14 protein-coding genes and 1 tRNA gene are annotated in these 13963 nt (G+C 74.0%); 6 read left to right on the top strand and 9 right to left on the bottom strand.

The window, feature by feature from the left end; translation table 11 throughout:
- Nucleotides 1–55: 55 nt before the first annotated feature.
- Nucleotides 56–676, top strand: a complete 621-nt coding sequence (locus tag ABTZ91_RS13015) for a hypothetical protein (RefSeq protein ID WP_352077193.1) — start codon at nucleotides 56–58, stop codon at nucleotides 674–676.
- A gap of 144 nt (nucleotides 677–820) precedes the next feature.
- On the opposite strand, the gene ABTZ91_RS13010 is transcribed toward ABTZ91_RS13015, so the two are convergent.
- The gene (locus ABTZ91_RS13010) at nucleotides 821–1738 is read right to left on the bottom strand and encodes an NADP-dependent oxidoreductase (RefSeq protein ID WP_352077192.1); all 918 of its coding nucleotides are present in this window, start codon (nucleotides 1736–1738) and stop codon (nucleotides 821–823) included.
- Nucleotides 1739–1890: 152 nt separating this feature from the next.
- Between ABTZ91_RS13010 and ABTZ91_RS13005 the strand changes: the two genes are divergently transcribed.
- Both ABTZ91_RS13005 and ABTZ91_RS13000 read left to right on the top strand, forming a co-directional pair.
- Nucleotides 1891–3288 carry a LuxR C-terminal-related transcriptional regulator gene (locus ABTZ91_RS13005; RefSeq protein WP_352077191.1) on the top strand — a complete coding sequence of 466 codons (1398 nt, stop codon included), beginning with the start codon at nucleotides 1891–1893 and terminating at the stop codon, nucleotides 3286–3288.
- A gap of 194 nt (nucleotides 3289–3482) precedes the next feature.
- Complete coding sequence (locus ABTZ91_RS13000; RefSeq protein WP_352077190.1) at nucleotides 3483–5192, top strand: bifunctional 3'-5' exonuclease/DNA polymerase; 1710 nt, start codon at nucleotides 3483–3485, stop codon at nucleotides 5190–5192.
- A gap of 176 nt (nucleotides 5193–5368) precedes the next feature.
- On the opposite strand, the gene ABTZ91_RS12995 is transcribed toward ABTZ91_RS13000, so the two are convergent.
- The gene (locus ABTZ91_RS12995; RefSeq protein ID WP_352077189.1) at nucleotides 5369–6655 is read right to left on the bottom strand and encodes a hypothetical protein; all 1287 of its coding nucleotides are present in this window, start codon (nucleotides 6653–6655) and stop codon (nucleotides 5369–5371) included.
- A 121-nt stretch (nucleotides 6656–6776) separates the two neighbouring features.
- On the bottom strand, nucleotides 6777–7286 hold the full coding sequence (locus ABTZ91_RS12990) for a SigE family RNA polymerase sigma factor (protein WP_352077188.1): 510 nt from the start codon (nucleotides 7284–7286) through the stop codon (nucleotides 6777–6779).
- Between the two features lie 241 nt (nucleotides 7287–7527).
- Here ABTZ91_RS12990 and ABTZ91_RS12985 point away from each other — a divergent pair, with 241 nt between their 5' ends.
- Both ABTZ91_RS12985 and ABTZ91_RS12980 read left to right on the top strand, forming a co-directional pair.
- Nucleotides 7528–7920 carry a DUF6479 family protein gene (locus tag ABTZ91_RS12985; RefSeq protein WP_352077187.1) on the top strand — a complete coding sequence of 131 codons (393 nt, stop codon included), beginning with the start codon at nucleotides 7528–7530 and terminating at the stop codon, nucleotides 7918–7920.
- Between the two features lie 15 nt (nucleotides 7921–7935).
- Complete coding sequence (locus ABTZ91_RS12980) at nucleotides 7936–8481, top strand: sigma factor-like helix-turn-helix DNA-binding protein (RefSeq protein WP_352077186.1); 546 nt, start codon at nucleotides 7936–7938, stop codon at nucleotides 8479–8481.
- A 206-nt stretch (nucleotides 8482–8687) separates the two neighbouring features.
- Here ABTZ91_RS12980 and ABTZ91_RS12975 read toward each other — a convergent pair whose 3' ends face one another.
- Both ABTZ91_RS12975 and ABTZ91_RS12970 read right to left on the bottom strand, forming a co-directional pair.
- Complete coding sequence (locus ABTZ91_RS12975) at nucleotides 8688–9074, bottom strand: VOC family protein (RefSeq protein ID WP_407077945.1); 387 nt, start codon at nucleotides 9072–9074, stop codon at nucleotides 8688–8690.
- Nucleotides 9075–9221: 147 nt separating this feature from the next.
- A complete protein-coding gene (locus ABTZ91_RS12970) occupies nucleotides 9222–9932 on the bottom strand; it encodes a pyridoxamine 5'-phosphate oxidase family protein (RefSeq protein WP_352077185.1) in 711 nt (236 codons plus the stop codon).
- A gap of 215 nt (nucleotides 9933–10147) precedes the next feature.
- On the opposite strand from ABTZ91_RS12970, the gene lepB reads away from it, so the two are divergent.
- Nucleotides 10148–10915 (top strand): signal peptidase I, encoded by a 768-nt coding sequence (gene lepB / locus ABTZ91_RS12965; RefSeq protein WP_352077184.1) that lies wholly within the window; start codon nucleotides 10148–10150, stop codon nucleotides 10913–10915.
- A gap of 75 nt (nucleotides 10916–10990) precedes the next feature.
- Here lepB and ABTZ91_RS12960 read toward each other — a convergent pair whose 3' ends face one another.
- From ABTZ91_RS12960 to ABTZ91_RS12945, 4 genes are all read right to left on the bottom strand, one after another.
- On the bottom strand, nucleotides 10991–11140 hold the full coding sequence (locus tag ABTZ91_RS12960) for a hypothetical protein (protein WP_352077183.1): 150 nt from the start codon (nucleotides 11138–11140) through the stop codon (nucleotides 10991–10993).
- A gap of 87 nt (nucleotides 11141–11227) precedes the next feature.
- Nucleotides 11228–11866: a hypothetical protein gene (locus ABTZ91_RS12955; RefSeq protein WP_352077182.1), complete on the bottom strand. Its 639-nt coding sequence runs from the start codon at nucleotides 11864–11866 to the stop codon at nucleotides 11228–11230.
- Nucleotides 11867–12164: 298 nt separating this feature from the next.
- Nucleotides 12165–12238 (bottom strand) — tRNA-Thr (locus ABTZ91_RS12950).
- 96 nt (nucleotides 12239–12334) lie between these two features.
- Complete coding sequence (locus ABTZ91_RS12945) at nucleotides 12335–13882, bottom strand: alpha/beta hydrolase (RefSeq protein WP_352077181.1); 1548 nt, start codon at nucleotides 13880–13882, stop codon at nucleotides 12335–12337.
- Nucleotides 13883–13963 lie beyond the last annotated feature (81 nt).

Below are 13963 nucleotides of genomic sequence, written 5' to 3'. Positions count from 1 at the left end.
TAGTCATATGCCATAGGCATCTCCCGAGCCCCGCTCGCCGCCCTACCGTGCGGCCATGCTCACGCTCCCCCGCTTCACCCCGACCCCCGTCTTCCACCTCCTGGGCCTTCCATGCCCGCCCGAGGCGGTGGTCCAGGTCCTGCCGTCCGTGCCCGGTGTCGACAGCGTGCTGCGGGTCCTGCCGCCCTCGCCGGGCCGGGCGTTCGTCCTGGCCCTGGACGTGCGGGGGCGCCGGGATCCGCAGCGGGCCAGGGCCTGGACCGCCTGCCTTCCCGGCCTTCGCGAGCGGTACGGCGCCCCCGCCGTCCTCCTCGCCGTCTGCTCCGACCGCTCCACGGCCACCTGGGCGGCGGGCCCCTTCACCACCGGTCTCGGCTGCTGGCCCACGCTCAGCCTGCGTCCCCTGGTCCTGGGCCCCACGGACACCCGGCCCGTCACCACCGCGCCGGCCGCGAGCGCCGACCTCGCCACCGCGACGTTCTCCGCGCTCGCGCACGCGCGCGGTTCCCGCGCCGGCGCCGCCCTGGCCGCGCTCTCCGAGGCCCTGCGCACGGCGGCCCCGGAGACCCGCGCCTACTGCTCCACGCTCGTGGAGGCGGGCCTGGGCGACAGCCTCGCGGGGGCGGCCTGGCGACGGCTCACCGGGCTACGGCGGGCGGTCGGCGGCGCTCGATGAAGACCTCCCGCACACCCGCCCGAGGGACCCGAGGGCCTGACGGGCCCGAGGGGCCTGACGGGCCCGATGCCCCGAACGACCCAACGGCCCGGAACGACCCGACGCCCCCGACCGCCGCCACGTCCCCCGACCGAACGCCCCGCCCTACGGCAGCAGCACCAGCTTGCCCCGCACGTGCCCCGACTCGCTCAGCTCCTGCGCGCGGGCGGCCTCCTTCAGGGGGAAGGTCTCCGCCACATCCACCCGGAGCCCGCCCCCGGCGGTCAGCCCGGCCAGCTCGGTGAGCCAGACGCGGGCGGTCTCCGCTTCGACGGTGACGCCGGAGAAGACGATGCCGTGGTCGGCGGCGTCCGGTGCGGCGATGGTGACGATCCGGGAGGTCTCGCCGCCGAGCAGCTCGATCGAGACGGGCAGCGTGTCATGGCCGGCCGCGTCGAAGACCGCGTCGACGCCCTGCGGGGCGGCCGCGCGGACCCGGTCGGCCAGGCCCTCGCCGTACACCACGGGGATCACGCCCAGCTCGCGCAGGAAGCCGTGGTTGCGCTCGGATGCCGTGCCGACCACCGTCACGCCCGCGGCGACGGCGAGTTGGGCGGCGATCGCACCGACCGCGCCCGCCGCACCGTGCAGGAGCAGCGTCTCGCCGCGCGTGACACCCAACAGTTCCAGGACGCGCCGGGCGGTCTCGCCGGCGACCGGGATGCTCGCGGCGAGCTCCCAGGAGAGGTCGGCGGGCTTGCGGGCGACGGTGCCGGCGATGGCGTACGCGGCATAGGCGCCGGTCTTTGTCCAGCCGAACACCTCATCGCCTTCGGCGAATTCGGTCACGCCCGCGCCGAGCGCGTCGACCGTTCCGGCGAACTCCAGACCGGGCACGGCCGGGAACGTCGTCGGGTAGAACTCCTCCACCCAGCCGTAACGCCGCTTCCAGTCCACGGGGTTGACGCCGACGGCCGCCACCTTCACCCGCACCTCGCCCGGTCCCGGCTCGGGGACGGTCACGCCCGACGCGTGGCGCAGCACCTCGGGACCGCCGAACTCCTCGTACACGATCGCTTCCATGGTTCCCCCTCGTGATCCGTGGGCATCGGCCCTTCGCTGTCGAGGGCCGCTCCGTTCCGCTGACGGCTCAAGCTTCCGCCGGGAGCCGCCCCGGCCCGGCCATCCGAACGGACAGTCCCACCTGGCCGAAAGGACAGCCGTAGCCTGTCCCCATGGAAGCCACCGCCGAACTCGCCGCCGGTCCCTCCTCCGACCTCTCGGCCGGGTCCTCCCTCGAACTCACCGGCGGGCCTTCCCGCGACCTCACCGCCGAACTCAGCGCCGGTCCCTCCCCCGAGCTCACCGCTGAAGGCGCCACCGTCCAGGCCCTGTTGACCGCCCACGACATCATCCGGCAGCCGCTGGGCGAGATCCTGCCCCGGCTCTCCCGGGCCCTGGCCCCGCTGATCCCGCACCTGGCCGCGGCGGAGCTCTCCACGCACTGCGCCCACTCGCCGTTCAAGCGGACCGGCGACCCGGGCCTGCCGTTCACCGCCGCCGAGCTGACCCCGCTGCTCTCCGCCGGCGTCTCCGGGCGGCCCTGGCAGGGGCGGGCCACCGTCGGCGGGGCCGAGCGCGCGGTGATCGCGGTACGGAGCGACGCCACGCCCCGCGGCTCGGTCCTGGTCCTCGTACGCGAGGACGGCGCCGCGCCGGCCGGAGCGGCCGAACTCGCCGTGGCGCAGGCCCTGTGGGACCTGGTGACCAGCCACTTCGACCGGTTCGCGAGCGAGGCGGTGCCCGGTGCGCTGGCCCGCTCGCGGACGGCGGCCGACACCCGGGCGAGGGTCACCGCCGAGCTGACCACCGCGCACGCCGCCGCCCTCTCCGGCCTGCTCGGGGTGCTCCGCAGCCGCACCCTGGACGACTCCGCGGCCCGTGCGACCGCCACCGACCTGGCCGTGTCGGCGCTGATCGAGCTGCGGGCCGAGTCCGCGCGGGACCGCTCGGTCGCCGAGGAACCCGCCTTCGAGGCCTTCGCCCGGCTCGCGGACGCGCTGCGCCCGATGCTGCGGCACAGCCCCGTACGGCTGGAACTCGGCCCGCCGGACGGCCCGGACGCCACCCGCACCCTCCCGGCCGACGTGGCCCACGGCGCCCGCGCGATCGTCCGCGCGCTGCTCCTGGTGATCCTGGAACAGGAGGGGGTGTCCCGGGTGCACGTGGGCTGGACGCTGACCGAGAACGAGCTGCGCGCGACGGTACGGGACGACGGCCCCGGTCTCCTCGACGCCTGCCCGCTGGGCGCGGGCAGCGTCACCGACCGTCTGGAGGTGCTCGGCGGGCATCTCGACCTGGACGCCGTCCCCGGCTGGGGCACCACCATCGCCGCGACCGTCCCCCTGTCCACGCCGGAACCGCCGGCCTCCGCGATGGACCCGCTGAGCGAGCTCGGCGAGCGCGAGCTGGAGGTCCTCACCCACCTGGCCCTCGGCCACCGCAACCGGCAGATCGCGCAGGAGCTCCACATCAGCGAGTCCACGGTGAAGTTCCACGTCGCGAACATCCTCGACAAGCTCGGCGTCGGCTCGCGCGGCGAGGCGGCGGCCCTGTTCCACCGGGCGGCGTAGGCCCACGGCCTTCCGCCGCCCCCCGTCTGCCGACCCCTTCTGCCGACCCCTTCTGCCACCCGCTTCTACCGCCCCCTTCCGCCGCCCCGCCCACGGCTTCCAGCCCACGGCTCCTCGCCGCCGCCCGCCGGGCCCCGAACCCCCCGGGCCGCGTCTCTCCGGCACTGTCAGTGGCGGGTGCCAGACTCGCACCCGTGAACGAAAGGTGGGCTCTCGCGCCCGAGCCGGAGGGTGACGGGGCGCTGCTCGTCGCCCTCGGCGGCGACGGGCGGCCCGTCGGGGAGGTGCGGCGGGAGCCCGACCTGGTGGCGGCCGTGCGGGCGCGGCCGGACGTCGCCCGGTGGGTGTGGCGCGCCAGCCCCGAGGTGTATCCGCGGCTGCTCGCCGCGGGGGTGCGGGTCGAGCGGTGTTACGACGTGGAGGTGGCCGAGCAGCTGCTCCTCGGCCACGAGGGGCGCCTCGGCGAGCCCCGTTCCGCCGCCGCGGCCTGGGCCCGGCTGCGGAACGAGCCGGTGCCGCCCGACCCACCGCCGAGGGCCGCCGGGCCGAAGGCGCAGGACTCCCTCTTCGAGCCGGCGTCCACCGCCGCGCCGCTGTCCTTCGACGCCCTGCTCCAGGTGTACGCGGAGCAGCAGCGGCGGCACGACCGGGCCGAGCACCCGGGCCGGATGCGGCTCCTGACCGCCGCCGAGTCGGCCGGCATGCTGGTCGCCGCCGAGATGCACCGGTCCGGGCTGCCCTGGCGGGCCGACGTGCACCGGGAGGTGCTGCACGGCCTGCTGGGCGAGCGGTACGCGGGCGGGGGCGAGCCGCGCCGCCTCGCGGAGCTGGCCGACGAGGTGTCCGCCGCGTTCGGCCGCCGGGTGCGGCCCGACCTGCCCGCCGACGTGGTGCGGGCCTTCGCGCAGGCCGGGATCCGGGTGCGGTCCACCCGGCGCTGGGAGCTGGAGGAGATCGACCATCCGGCGGTCGCGCCCCTCGTCGCGTACAAGCAGCTGTACCGGATCTGGACCGCGCACGGCTGGTCCTGGCTCCAGGACTGGGTGCGCGACGGCCGCTTCCGCCCCGAGTACCTGCCCGGCGGCACGGTCAGCGGCCGCTGGACCACCAACGGCGGCGGGGCGCTGCAGATCCCCAAGATCATCCGGCAGGCCGTGGTCGCCGACCCCGGCTGGCGGCTCGTCGTCGCCGACGCCGACCAGATGGAGCCGCGGGTGCTGGCCGCGATCTCCCGCGACCCGGGTCTGATGGAGGTCGCCGGGCATCCCGACGACCTGTACACCCGCCTGTCCGACCGGGCCTTCTCCGGCGACCGCGCGCACGCCAAGCTCGCGCTGCTCGGCGCGATCTACGGGCAGACCAGCGGCGACGGCCTGAAGAACCTGGCCGCGCTGCGCCGCCGCTTCCCGCGCGCGGTGGCGTACGTGGACGACGCGGCCAGGGCCGGCGAGGAGGGCCGGCTCGTCCGGACCTGGCTCGGGCGGACCAGCCCGCGGGCGGCGGGCGCGGACGAGGACGGGGAGGCGGGCATCCCGCAGGGCGGCGGCGGCGCCGGGCCGGAGGACAGCGCGGAGGGCTCGGACGGTTACGTGCCGGGGTACGCGTCGACCGACGCCCGTGCCCGGGGCCGCTTCACCCGTAACTTCGTCGTCCAGGGCAGCGCCGCCGACTGGGCGCTGCTGATGCTGGCGGCCCTGCGCCGGGCCACCGCCGGCCTGCGGGCCGAGCTGGTCTTCTTCCAGCACGACGAGGTGATCGTGCACTGCCCGGCGGAGGAGGCCGAGGCGGTCGCGGAGGCGATCCGCGCGGCGGGGGACGAGGCGGGGCGGATCGCGTTCGGGGACACGCCGGTGCGGTTCCCGTTCACGACGGCGACGGTGGAGCGCTACTCGGACGCGAAGTGAGTCCCGGCCCCTCCGCCGGGGTCCGGGGCCGGGCCCCGCCGGAATCCGGGCCGCCGCCCGGAAGACACCGGGGGCCGGCCCGCCGTCCAGGAGGCGCCACCGCCCGGAAGGCACCGAAGGCGTCGGGATCCGGGCCGTCGTCCAAGGGGCGCCGCCGCCTGGGAGGCGCCCGGCGCCTACTTCGTCATCAGCTCACGCCACTTCGGGCTGAGCGCGATCGCCTTCAGCTGGTCGGTGGTGAGGGCCGGTTCGGAGCGGGTGGCCGCCTCGTGCTGGGCGCCGGCGTTGAAGGCGGAGACGACGACACGCAGACCGTCCGTGGCCAAGGTGTCGGCGGTCCACGAGACGACGCCCTTGCCGCCCTTCTCGCCGGCCTCCTTCGTCACCTTCACCCGTGTCTCGTCGGCGGTGAACTCGATGTCGCCGTCGCTGAAGAGTTCGGCGCGGATGTCGTCCATGCCGGGCTGGACGTTGATCTGGACGAAACTCCGGCCCTTGCCGTCGTCGACGACGAGAAAGGCGTAGCCCTCCTGGCCCCCCTTGTCGACGACGTGGAGCCCCTTCCCCTTGGGCAGCAGCGAGCGGAGGGCCGACTGCATGGCGGCGGCGCTCGGCGCCGGCGGCGGGGCGACCCGGGAGGCGCCGGGCCCGCCCTTCTGCGGCACGAGCGCGGGAAGCTGCTTCAGGAGCGGACGCCAGCCCTCCGCCAGGACCAGGGCCTTCAGCTGCGCCGGGTCGAAGGGCGGGTTCGGGCGGCTGATCGGGGAGTCCTTCTGGGTGGCCGCGTTCCACTCGCTCACGTCGACGAGGAAACCGTCCTCGGTGAGCAGCACGGCCCGCCAGTTCTTGGTCTCCACGCGCTTGTCGGGGTACTCGTACCCCTGGAAGATCATGAGCCGCCCGATGCCGGCCATGCGTTCGCTGGTGCAGTCGTCGTGCGGGACCAGCGCCTCGTCCGGGCAGGTCACCTGGCCCCGGCCCGACTCCTCGGTGTCGCCCGCGCGATAGAGGCCGACGGAGACGCCCGCCTTGCCCTCGCCGTCGTCGTAGACCCCGGTGACCGACTGCCCGAAGCCGTCGGCGTTGTCGATCTGCCAGGTGCCGGGCGGGGTGTTCGCCTTGAGGACGGCGGCGATGTCGGCGACGGGGATCTGGGCCTGCGCCGACGCGTCCTTCGGACCGGCGGTCGGCTTCGGGCCGCCGACGGTCGGCTTCGGAGCGGCGACGGAGACCTGGTCGACGCCGTCACCGGCCCCCAGGAGGGCACCTCCGTACACCCCGCCGACGCCGATGACCGCGAGGGCGAGGGCACCGCCGACCACGGCGAAGCGGCGGCGCCGGACCCGGCGGCGGCCGCGGGCGAGGCCGCCGGTGACGAGCTCGCCGCGGTCGTCGGTCTCGAAGCCCGCTCCGGTGCGGCGCAGGGCGGCGCCCAGTTCCTCCTCGAATCGTCCGTTCGTCACGTCGTGCTCTTCGTGCTGAGGCATGGCGGGATCACGTCTCCGGTCGTCAGGTGGGGATCGGGTGGGGAAGAGGTAGACCAAGCGTGGTGGTGCGGGACCGCCGGTCCCGCGGCCCGCCCGGTCAGCGGGTGGCGAAGGCGGTCATGCTGCCGCCGAGCCGCTCCCGCAGCTTCGCCAGGGCGCGCACCGAGCGGGTGCGGACGGCCGCGGAGCTGACCTGCAGCACGTCCGCGGTCTCCTCGATGCTGCGGTCCTCCCAGTACCGCAGCACCACGACCGCCCGGTCCTTGGGCGCGAGCCCGGCGAGGGCGTCGAGCAGGGCGATGCGCAGGGCCGGGTCGTCACTGGTCTCGGGCAGCCGGTCCGGCAGCTCGCCGAGGGGGCGCTCGGTGGCCGAGCGGCGCCTCTGGTGGCTGAGGAAGGTCCGTACGAGCACGGTCTGCGCGTAGCCCGCCGGGTTTCCGATACGGGCCACCCGGCCCCACAGGGCGTACATCCGACCCAGGGTCTCCTGCACCAGGTCCTCGGCGAGATGGGTGTCGCCGCTGGTCAAAAGGCATGCCGAGCGGAACAGATGTCCCGATCGGGCGGAGGCGAACTCCAGGAACTCGTCCGCGCGGGACGTTCTCATGCCCCTCCCCTCCGTCGCTGTCACGCATTCGCTCGCGTCGCCCGTACGGCCGGTTCGCCTGGTGGCGTTGCCGGTCGGCCTGCCCGGCTGCCCGGCGACGCGCTGACACCTCACTGACGCGACGGCCGCCGCGAAATGTTTCACATCGTTTCGCCCGCGATCCCGCTGGTCCCGGGGCCGCCGTCCCGAATCCGCGACGGCCCGCAGGAACAAATGGTCGGAAACGGGGTAATCCTGGTGTATGAAGACTTTCCTTGTGGATTCCGCTCAGGTCAGCACGGCGGCCGGTGTGTGGCAGTCCGGGCTCGCGCAGGTCGTCGGCGGTCTGATCGTCGTAGCCGTCCTCATCGGGGCCTTCGTGCTCGGGTTCAGGGTCATGAAGAAGGAGCTCCCCCCGCCCGACCCCGAGTCCCAGCCGCGCCGGCCCGACACCGGCCAGCCGCCCGGGGAGGTCTCGGAATACCGCCGCCCGGCGGAGATGCCGCAGACCGACGGCGAGCACCGGCTCATGCCGTACCAGCTGAAGGACGGGGGCACCGAGACCTCGCCCGAGCCGCCGAGCGAGGAGAAGCGCAAGTGGGGTGGCATCTCCAGCGGCGGCTTCGGCAGCGGCGGCCCGGGCCACGGTGACTGAACGAGCGAGCGCGCCGTGCTCACCAGGAGCGCCGAGGAGCAGCGGACGCGGCTGAGGTCGGTCGCGTACCGCCTGCTCGGCACGTACGAGGAGGCCGACGAGGCCCTGCGGGCGGCCGCGGAGCGGGCCCGGTCGACCGGAGCGGAAGCGGCGGAGGCGGACCGGGACACTCTCGCCCGTGTCTGTCTGGAGCGGCTGCACCTGCGCGAGACCCGGCGCGGCCTCCCGCCGAGCGAGGAGGCCGACCGGCCCGACATGTCTCCTGCCCTGGAGCCCCACCGCACGGACGCCCCGGAGCCCCCTCGCACGGACCGGGCCGAGGCGACGGAGGAGATCGAGGAGGCCGCCCTCGACGCCTTGCCCCCCTCGGAACGGCTCGCCTTCGTCCTGCACGACGTCTTCGCGGTGTCGTACGAGGAGATCGCCCCGATCGTCGGGCGCACCCCCGCCGCCGCCCGGCACCTGGTCGCGCGGGCACGGCGCCGGGTGGAGGACACGGAGGAGATGCCGGAGCCGGACGTGCTCGACGGGCGGCGGGACCGGCGACCACGGCAAGGCTAGGACCGACGGTGTCCGGAGTGCGTCCGAGCCCACGGTCTCCGGAGTGCCTCCGAGCCCACGGAGTCCGGAGTGCCTCCGAGCCCACGGTGTCCGGACTCGTCCGAGGCCACGTGTCCGAACTCGTCCGAGCCCCCTCGTGCCCGGCCCACTTTGCGGAAGCTACGCCCGGCCTACTCGGCGGAGCCCATGCCCGGTCTACGCCCGGTCTACTCCGCGGAGGCCCGCAGACCGATCATGTTGCCGTCGGCGTCCTTGACCGTGGCGATCTGCAGACCGCCGCCGACGTCCTGCACGTCCTGCACCGTCTCCGCCCCGGTGGCGAGCAGCGCCTGGAGCGTGCCGCGCAGGTCGTCGACGTCCCAGAAGGCGACGGCCCCGGTCAGCCCCTTGCCGTGACCGTTGGGGTCGAGGCCGAAGTGCTGCCCGTCGATGTCGAAGCCGACGTAGTACGGCTCGTCCACGCTGGGCCCGGTCCCGAGCAGGGCCGTGAACAGGGCCTTGGCCCGCTCCAGGTCCTTCACGGGGTAGATCACGGTGTTCATGGTCATGACGTGCTCCTCGGGGGTGCGGGTGACGGGGGTCTTCCCAGTCATGCCCCGCCGCCCGCCCCGAGTGCGGCGATCCGCCTCCTCCATGCTCCGTCCGGGCGAACCGCGCCCTCGCGGTCGGTCGGTCGGTGCTCGGGGAGGCACCGGGAGCCCGCGGCCAGCCGGGTCGGCCCGCATCCGTAGAGAAGGCCGTCAGCCGCGGTCCACGTGCTCGGCCCGGTCCACGTGATCGGCCGGCCCGCCCACGACCTGCCCGGCCCGCTCCGCGATATGTGGCGGCGGCTCGATGCCGGCCGGCAGGAGCGGGTCCGCGACCGGCGCGCCGAACCGGGTGACGAGCGGCAGGACCCCGGCCCAGACCCCCAGCTCCGCGTCGGGCCCCTCGCCGTCGTCCGGCGGCCCGCTCGCGATCTTCACCGACGCCTCGGTCAGGTCGAGCGCCACGAGCGCGGTCGCCGCCAGCTCCTTGCGGCTGGGCTGCCGCACGTACTCCCACTGTCCCGGCGAGGACTGCTCGGTGAGCGCCCGCAGTCCGCGCAGCTTCTCCTCGGGGTCGGTGACCAGCCGCGGGACGCCGTAGATCATCGCGCTGCGGTAGTTCACGCCGTGCTCGAACACCGACCGCGCCAGCACCAGCCCGTCGACGTGCGTCACGCTGACGCACACCACCCCGTCCGGTGCCTGCACGAGGCTGCGGCTCGCCACCGAACCGTGCAGGTAGATGCGGTCGCCCTCGACCCCGTACACGGTCGGCACCACCATCGGCGCCCCGTCCACGACGACCCCGAGGTGACACAGGAACCCCGCCGCGAGCACGGCGTCCAGGTCCGCCCGCCGGTGGCTGCCCTTGTGCCGCATCCGCCTCAATCGCGTCCGCTCGGTGACCACGAGCTCCTCGCCCATGCCGCCCCTCCCCGTTCTCCGCGTGTGTCGCGCGCGTGCGCATCCTAGGAAGTCCGCCGGCGCCCCGCCGCCGGGGACCACAGAGCGGGACGAGGCCGGGCCGGGGTCACTCGTACGTGGTGCGGAGCCGTCAAGGGGCGCCGGGCGGGCGCCGTGGGGCCGTAGGGTCGTTGCTCACGGCATGGGATCGACGGAGCCAGGGGTAGAGGACGGACATGGGCAACTCGGTGATCGACGCGCGATCCGACGGGCAGGGACCGGACGACGCTCCCTCCGACGAGGCGGGCAACGCCTCCGGGAAGCGGCCGAAGCCGAAGCGGCCGTTCTGGGTGGAGCTTCCGATCCTCGCGGGTGTGGCGCTCGGCCTGGCGTTCCTGATCAAGACCTTCCTGCTCCAGGCGTTCCTGATCCCCTCGGGCTCCATGCAGAACGCCCTGCAGGAGAACGACCGCGTCCTGGTCGACAAGCTCACCCCCTGGTTCGGCTCGGAACCGGCCCGGGGCGAGGTCGTGGTCTTCCGCGACCCCGCCGGCTGGCTCGCCGGGAACCCGGTGCAGGAGCCCAACGCGGCCCAGAAGTTCCTGAGCTTCGTGGGACTGATGCCGGCCGCCGGGGAGCAGCACCTGATCAAGCGCGTGATCGGTGTGGCCGGTGACACCGTGGAGTGCGCGGGCGCGGGCCCGCTGAAGGTGAACGGCAAGCCGCTCACCGAGCCGTACGTCTACCCGGGCAACACGGCCTGCAGCACGGACCCCAGCGGCCAGTTCAAGGTCACGGTGCCGAGCGGCAGCCTCTGGGTGATGGGCGACCACCGGCAGAGCTCGCTGGACTCCCGCTACCACCAGAACGACAGCCACGGCGGCATGGTCCCCGCCTCGGACGTCGTGGGCCGCGCCGTCGTGGTCGCCTGGCCGATCGGCCACTGGGCGACCCTGCCCGTCCCGGACACCTTCGACCAGCCGGGCCTCGCGCCCAGCCGGTGACCTACGGGGCTGCCCCGCCCCGGTCCGGCGCGGGGCAGCCCCGGCTGCCCCTGCCCGACCTTCCGAGGGTCGGCCCTAGCCGAACACGAGCTCGGCGAGCTCCTCCAGCCAGTACCGCACCCGGTGCCACCGGGTGCAGAACCGCTTCGGCCGCCCCCACCGCCGCCCGTCGAGCGGCCGGTGGCACTGCTTGCACCGCCTCGTACGCGTCTGCCGTTCCCCCATGACCGCGACTCTAGCGGCCCGGTCCGACAAGGGAGAACGGTCGCCGGGGTCCGGTCCTGCTCCGGGACGGCGCCCAAAGGAGCCCGCCTACGCGTCCGGGTTCTTGCCGGCGGCGACGGTGGTGATGCGCTGCACCTGCATCGTGGCGAACGACCGCAGATCCTGGTCCTTGGGCAGGTGATCCCCGTACACCAGGGCCACGACCGTGCCGACGCGGAGCGCCGCGACCGTGGTTTCCTCCTTCGCGTAGGCGTCGGTCTCGTCGGCGCCCACGTCGATCGTCAAGGGCTTGATCGCGGCAGGGTTCTTCTCATGGTGGTGCGCGACGACTGTCTTCAGGCCGACCTTGGCGCTGTCGACGGAGTCGTAGGCCAGCAGCTGGAAGTCCACGTCGACCTCACCGTTACTGTCCAGTTTGGAGTGCTGGGTGGTCGCTACGGCGGTGAGCCCGGCGCAGTTCCAAGAGCCCTTCAACTGGCAGAACTCCTGCATCTCGCTGCCCTCTTGCACCTGCGGGGTCCGCCCCGTCCACCCCTTGGGCGCGGCGAGCTTGCCCGGAATGGCCTGCGCCACCTGAGACGAGGTGAACGGCCCGGCGGCCGCTTTCTCGCCACCGCCGCCGGTTCCTCCGCCGCTCGCTTCGCCCTTGCCCTCGCCCGAGCAGCCGGCCAGCGCCAGTACCAGCGCGATCCCGACAGCCCCACCGCGTACCTTCCGAAGCACCATGACGCCCCCGTCCCCTCATGATCGATCTTCAATTCGCTCGATCATAAAAGGCGTTGGACCGGGCTTCCGTCCGGGTGGCCGTGGCCCCGCCAGAAAGGGTCGACGGAGCCCAAGCCCCTGTCCGGTTGATCTTGAAACTGCAAAAGAGCGGCCCCGGACCCCCGCCGAACCCTCCGGGCCCCGACCGAGACCGAAACGGAGACCACGGCCACACGCGCGGCACGCTCCCGGCCCCGCCGACGCGCCCCCTGAACCACAAAACCCCAGGTCAGACGAGTCTGACCTGGGGTTTCCAGTGAGCCGCCTTCGGGATTCGAACCCGAGACCTACGCATTACGAGTGCGTTGCTCTGGCCAACTGAGCTAAGGCGGCAAGCCGTGCGGTCCCATGGTGGGTGCAGCAGCGTCGCCAAGTCTACACAGTTTCCAGGGGTGCTCCGACCACCCCCGGAAGAGGGCCGTCCGGGGGCTATGAGCAGCGCTTTCCGTCCTGCGGGGGGATGCCCTCCAGGAGGTAGGCGTTGATCGCCGTGTCGACGCAGTCGCTGCCCCGGCCGTACGCGGTGTGGCCGTCGCCGTCGTAGGTGAGGAGGATCCCGGAGGAGAGCTGCTCGGCGAGGGAGCGGGCCCACTTGTAGGGGGTGGCGGGGTCGCGGGTGGTGCCGACGACGACGATCGGCGGGGCGCCCTCGGCGGTGATGCGATGGGGACGGCCGGTGGCCGGGGTGGGCCAGTAGGTGCAGTTCAGGGCGGCCCACGCGAGGTTGCGGCCGAAGACCGGTGAGGCCTTCTCGAAGGACGGCACCGCCCGTTCGACGGCCGAGGGCCCGGCGAAGGCGGGCGGCAGGTCCAGGCAGTTCACGGCCGCGTTCGCGAACATCAGGTTGGCGTAGGAGCCGTCCGCCTCCCGCTCGTAATACGTGTCGGCCAGGGCGAGCAGCGCCGAGCCCTCTCCGCCCATCGCCCGGGTCAGCGCTTCCCGCAGCTGCGGCCAGGCCGCCTCGTCGTACATGGCGGTGATCACCCCGGTGGTGGCGAGGGACTCGCCCAGCTTCCGGCTCCCGTCCGTCGGCACCGGCTCGGCGTCGGTCGCGCGGAAGAAGCGCTGCAGGGCGGCGAGGGCCGCCGGGACGGACTCCGTGCCCAGCGGGCAGTCGGCCTTGGTCACGCAGTCCGCCGCGAAGGCGTTGATCGCGGTCTCGAAGCCGGCGGTCTGCTCCCGGTTGAGCTGCTCGGCGGTCAGGGACGGGTCCATCGCCCCGTCGAGGACGAGCCGCCCGGCCCGCTCCGGGAACAGCTCGGCGTACGTGGCGCCGAGGAAGGTGCCGTAGGAGGCACCCACATACGTCAGCTTCTCGTCGCCGAGCACCGCCCGCACGATGTCCATGTCACGCGCCGCCGCCACGGTGGAGACATGCGGCAGCACCTTGCCGGAGCGCTTCTCGCACGCCGCCGCGAACTGCTTGAAGGAGCCTTCCAGGGCGGCCTTCTCGGCCGCGCTGTCCGGCGTCACGTCGACCTGCGTGTACGCGTCCATCTCCGGGCCCGTGAGGCACTCGACGGGCTCGCTGCGCGCCACACCGCGCGGGTCGACGCCCACGATGTCGTAGCGCGCCCGCACCGGGGCCGGGTAGCCGATGCCGGCGAAGCCCTGGACATAGCCGACCGCCGAGCCGCCGGGGCCGCCCGGGTTCACCAGGAGCGAGCCGAGCCGCTTGCCGGGGCCGGTGGCCCTGGAGCGGGAGACGGCGAGCTCCACCTCGTCGCCGCCCGGCTTCGCGTAGTCGAGCGGCACCCGCACCGTGGCGCACTGGAAGTCCGCCACACCGCAGTCCCGCCAGCTCACCTTCTGCGCGTAGTACCGCGCCAGGGCGGCGGGCGCGGCCGGCTCGCCCGAGACGGCGGCCCGGCTCGGCGAGGGCGCGGCGGCGCCGCTCCCGCTCGTACAGCCGGAGAGGACGAGGCCACCGACCGCGAGGGCGGTGGCCGAGATGCGGAGCAGGCGCCTGGAGTCCATCCCCGGAGCGTATCCGGACGGGTACGGAACGTGTCCAATCGGCCCTGTGGACAACCGGCCGTTCGGACAGCCCGTCCCATC

The organism is Streptomyces sp. NPDC126499 (assembly GCF_040302485.1).
GTDB lineage: Bacteria > Actinomycetota > Actinomycetes > Streptomycetales > Streptomycetaceae > Streptomyces.
Note: the sequence above shows the minus strand (reverse complement) of the source record. Positions and strands in the feature narration are given on the sequence as shown.

What these genes read in the sequence shown, in the direction of transcription:
- ABTZ91_RS13010 (WP_352077192.1), bottom strand. Translation starts at nt 1,738, where the DNA reads ATGGAAGCGATCGTGTACGAGGAGTTCGGCGGTCCCGAGGTGCTGCGC.
- ABTZ91_RS13005 (WP_352077191.1), top strand. Translation starts at nt 1,891, where the DNA reads ATGGAAGCCACCGCCGAACTCGCCGCCGGTCCCTCCTCCGACCTCTCG.
- ABTZ91_RS12955 (WP_352077182.1), bottom strand. Translation starts at nt 11,866, where the DNA reads ATGGTGCTTCGGAAGGTACGCGGTGGGGCTGTCGGGATCGCGCTGGTA.
- ABTZ91_RS12945 (WP_352077181.1), bottom strand. Translation starts at nt 13,882, where the DNA reads ATGGACTCCAGGCGCCTGCTCCGCATCTCGGCCACCGCCCTCGCGGTC.
- ABTZ91_RS12985 (WP_352077187.1), top strand. Translation starts at nt 7,528, where the DNA reads ATGAAGACTTTCCTTGTGGATTCCGCTCAGGTCAGCACGGCGGCCGGT.
- ABTZ91_RS12970 (WP_352077185.1), bottom strand. Translation starts at nt 9,932, where the DNA reads ATGGGCGAGGAGCTCGTGGTCACCGAGCGGACGCGATTGAGGCGGATG.
- ABTZ91_RS12960 (WP_352077183.1), bottom strand. Translation starts at nt 11,140, where the DNA reads ATGGGGGAACGGCAGACGCGTACGAGGCGGTGCAAGCAGTGCCACCGG.
- ABTZ91_RS13015 (WP_352077193.1), top strand. Translation starts at nt 56, where the DNA reads ATGCTCACGCTCCCCCGCTTCACCCCGACCCCCGTCTTCCACCTCCTG.
- ABTZ91_RS12990 (WP_352077188.1), bottom strand. Translation starts at nt 7,286, where the DNA reads ATGAGAACGTCCCGCGCGGACGAGTTCCTGGAGTTCGCCTCCGCCCGA.
- lepB (WP_352077184.1), top strand. Translation starts at nt 10,148, where the DNA reads ATGGGCAACTCGGTGATCGACGCGCGATCCGACGGGCAGGGACCGGAC.
- ABTZ91_RS12975 (WP_407077945.1), bottom strand. Translation starts at nt 9,074, where the DNA reads ATGACTGGGAAGACCCCCGTCACCCGCACCCCCGAGGAGCACGTCATG.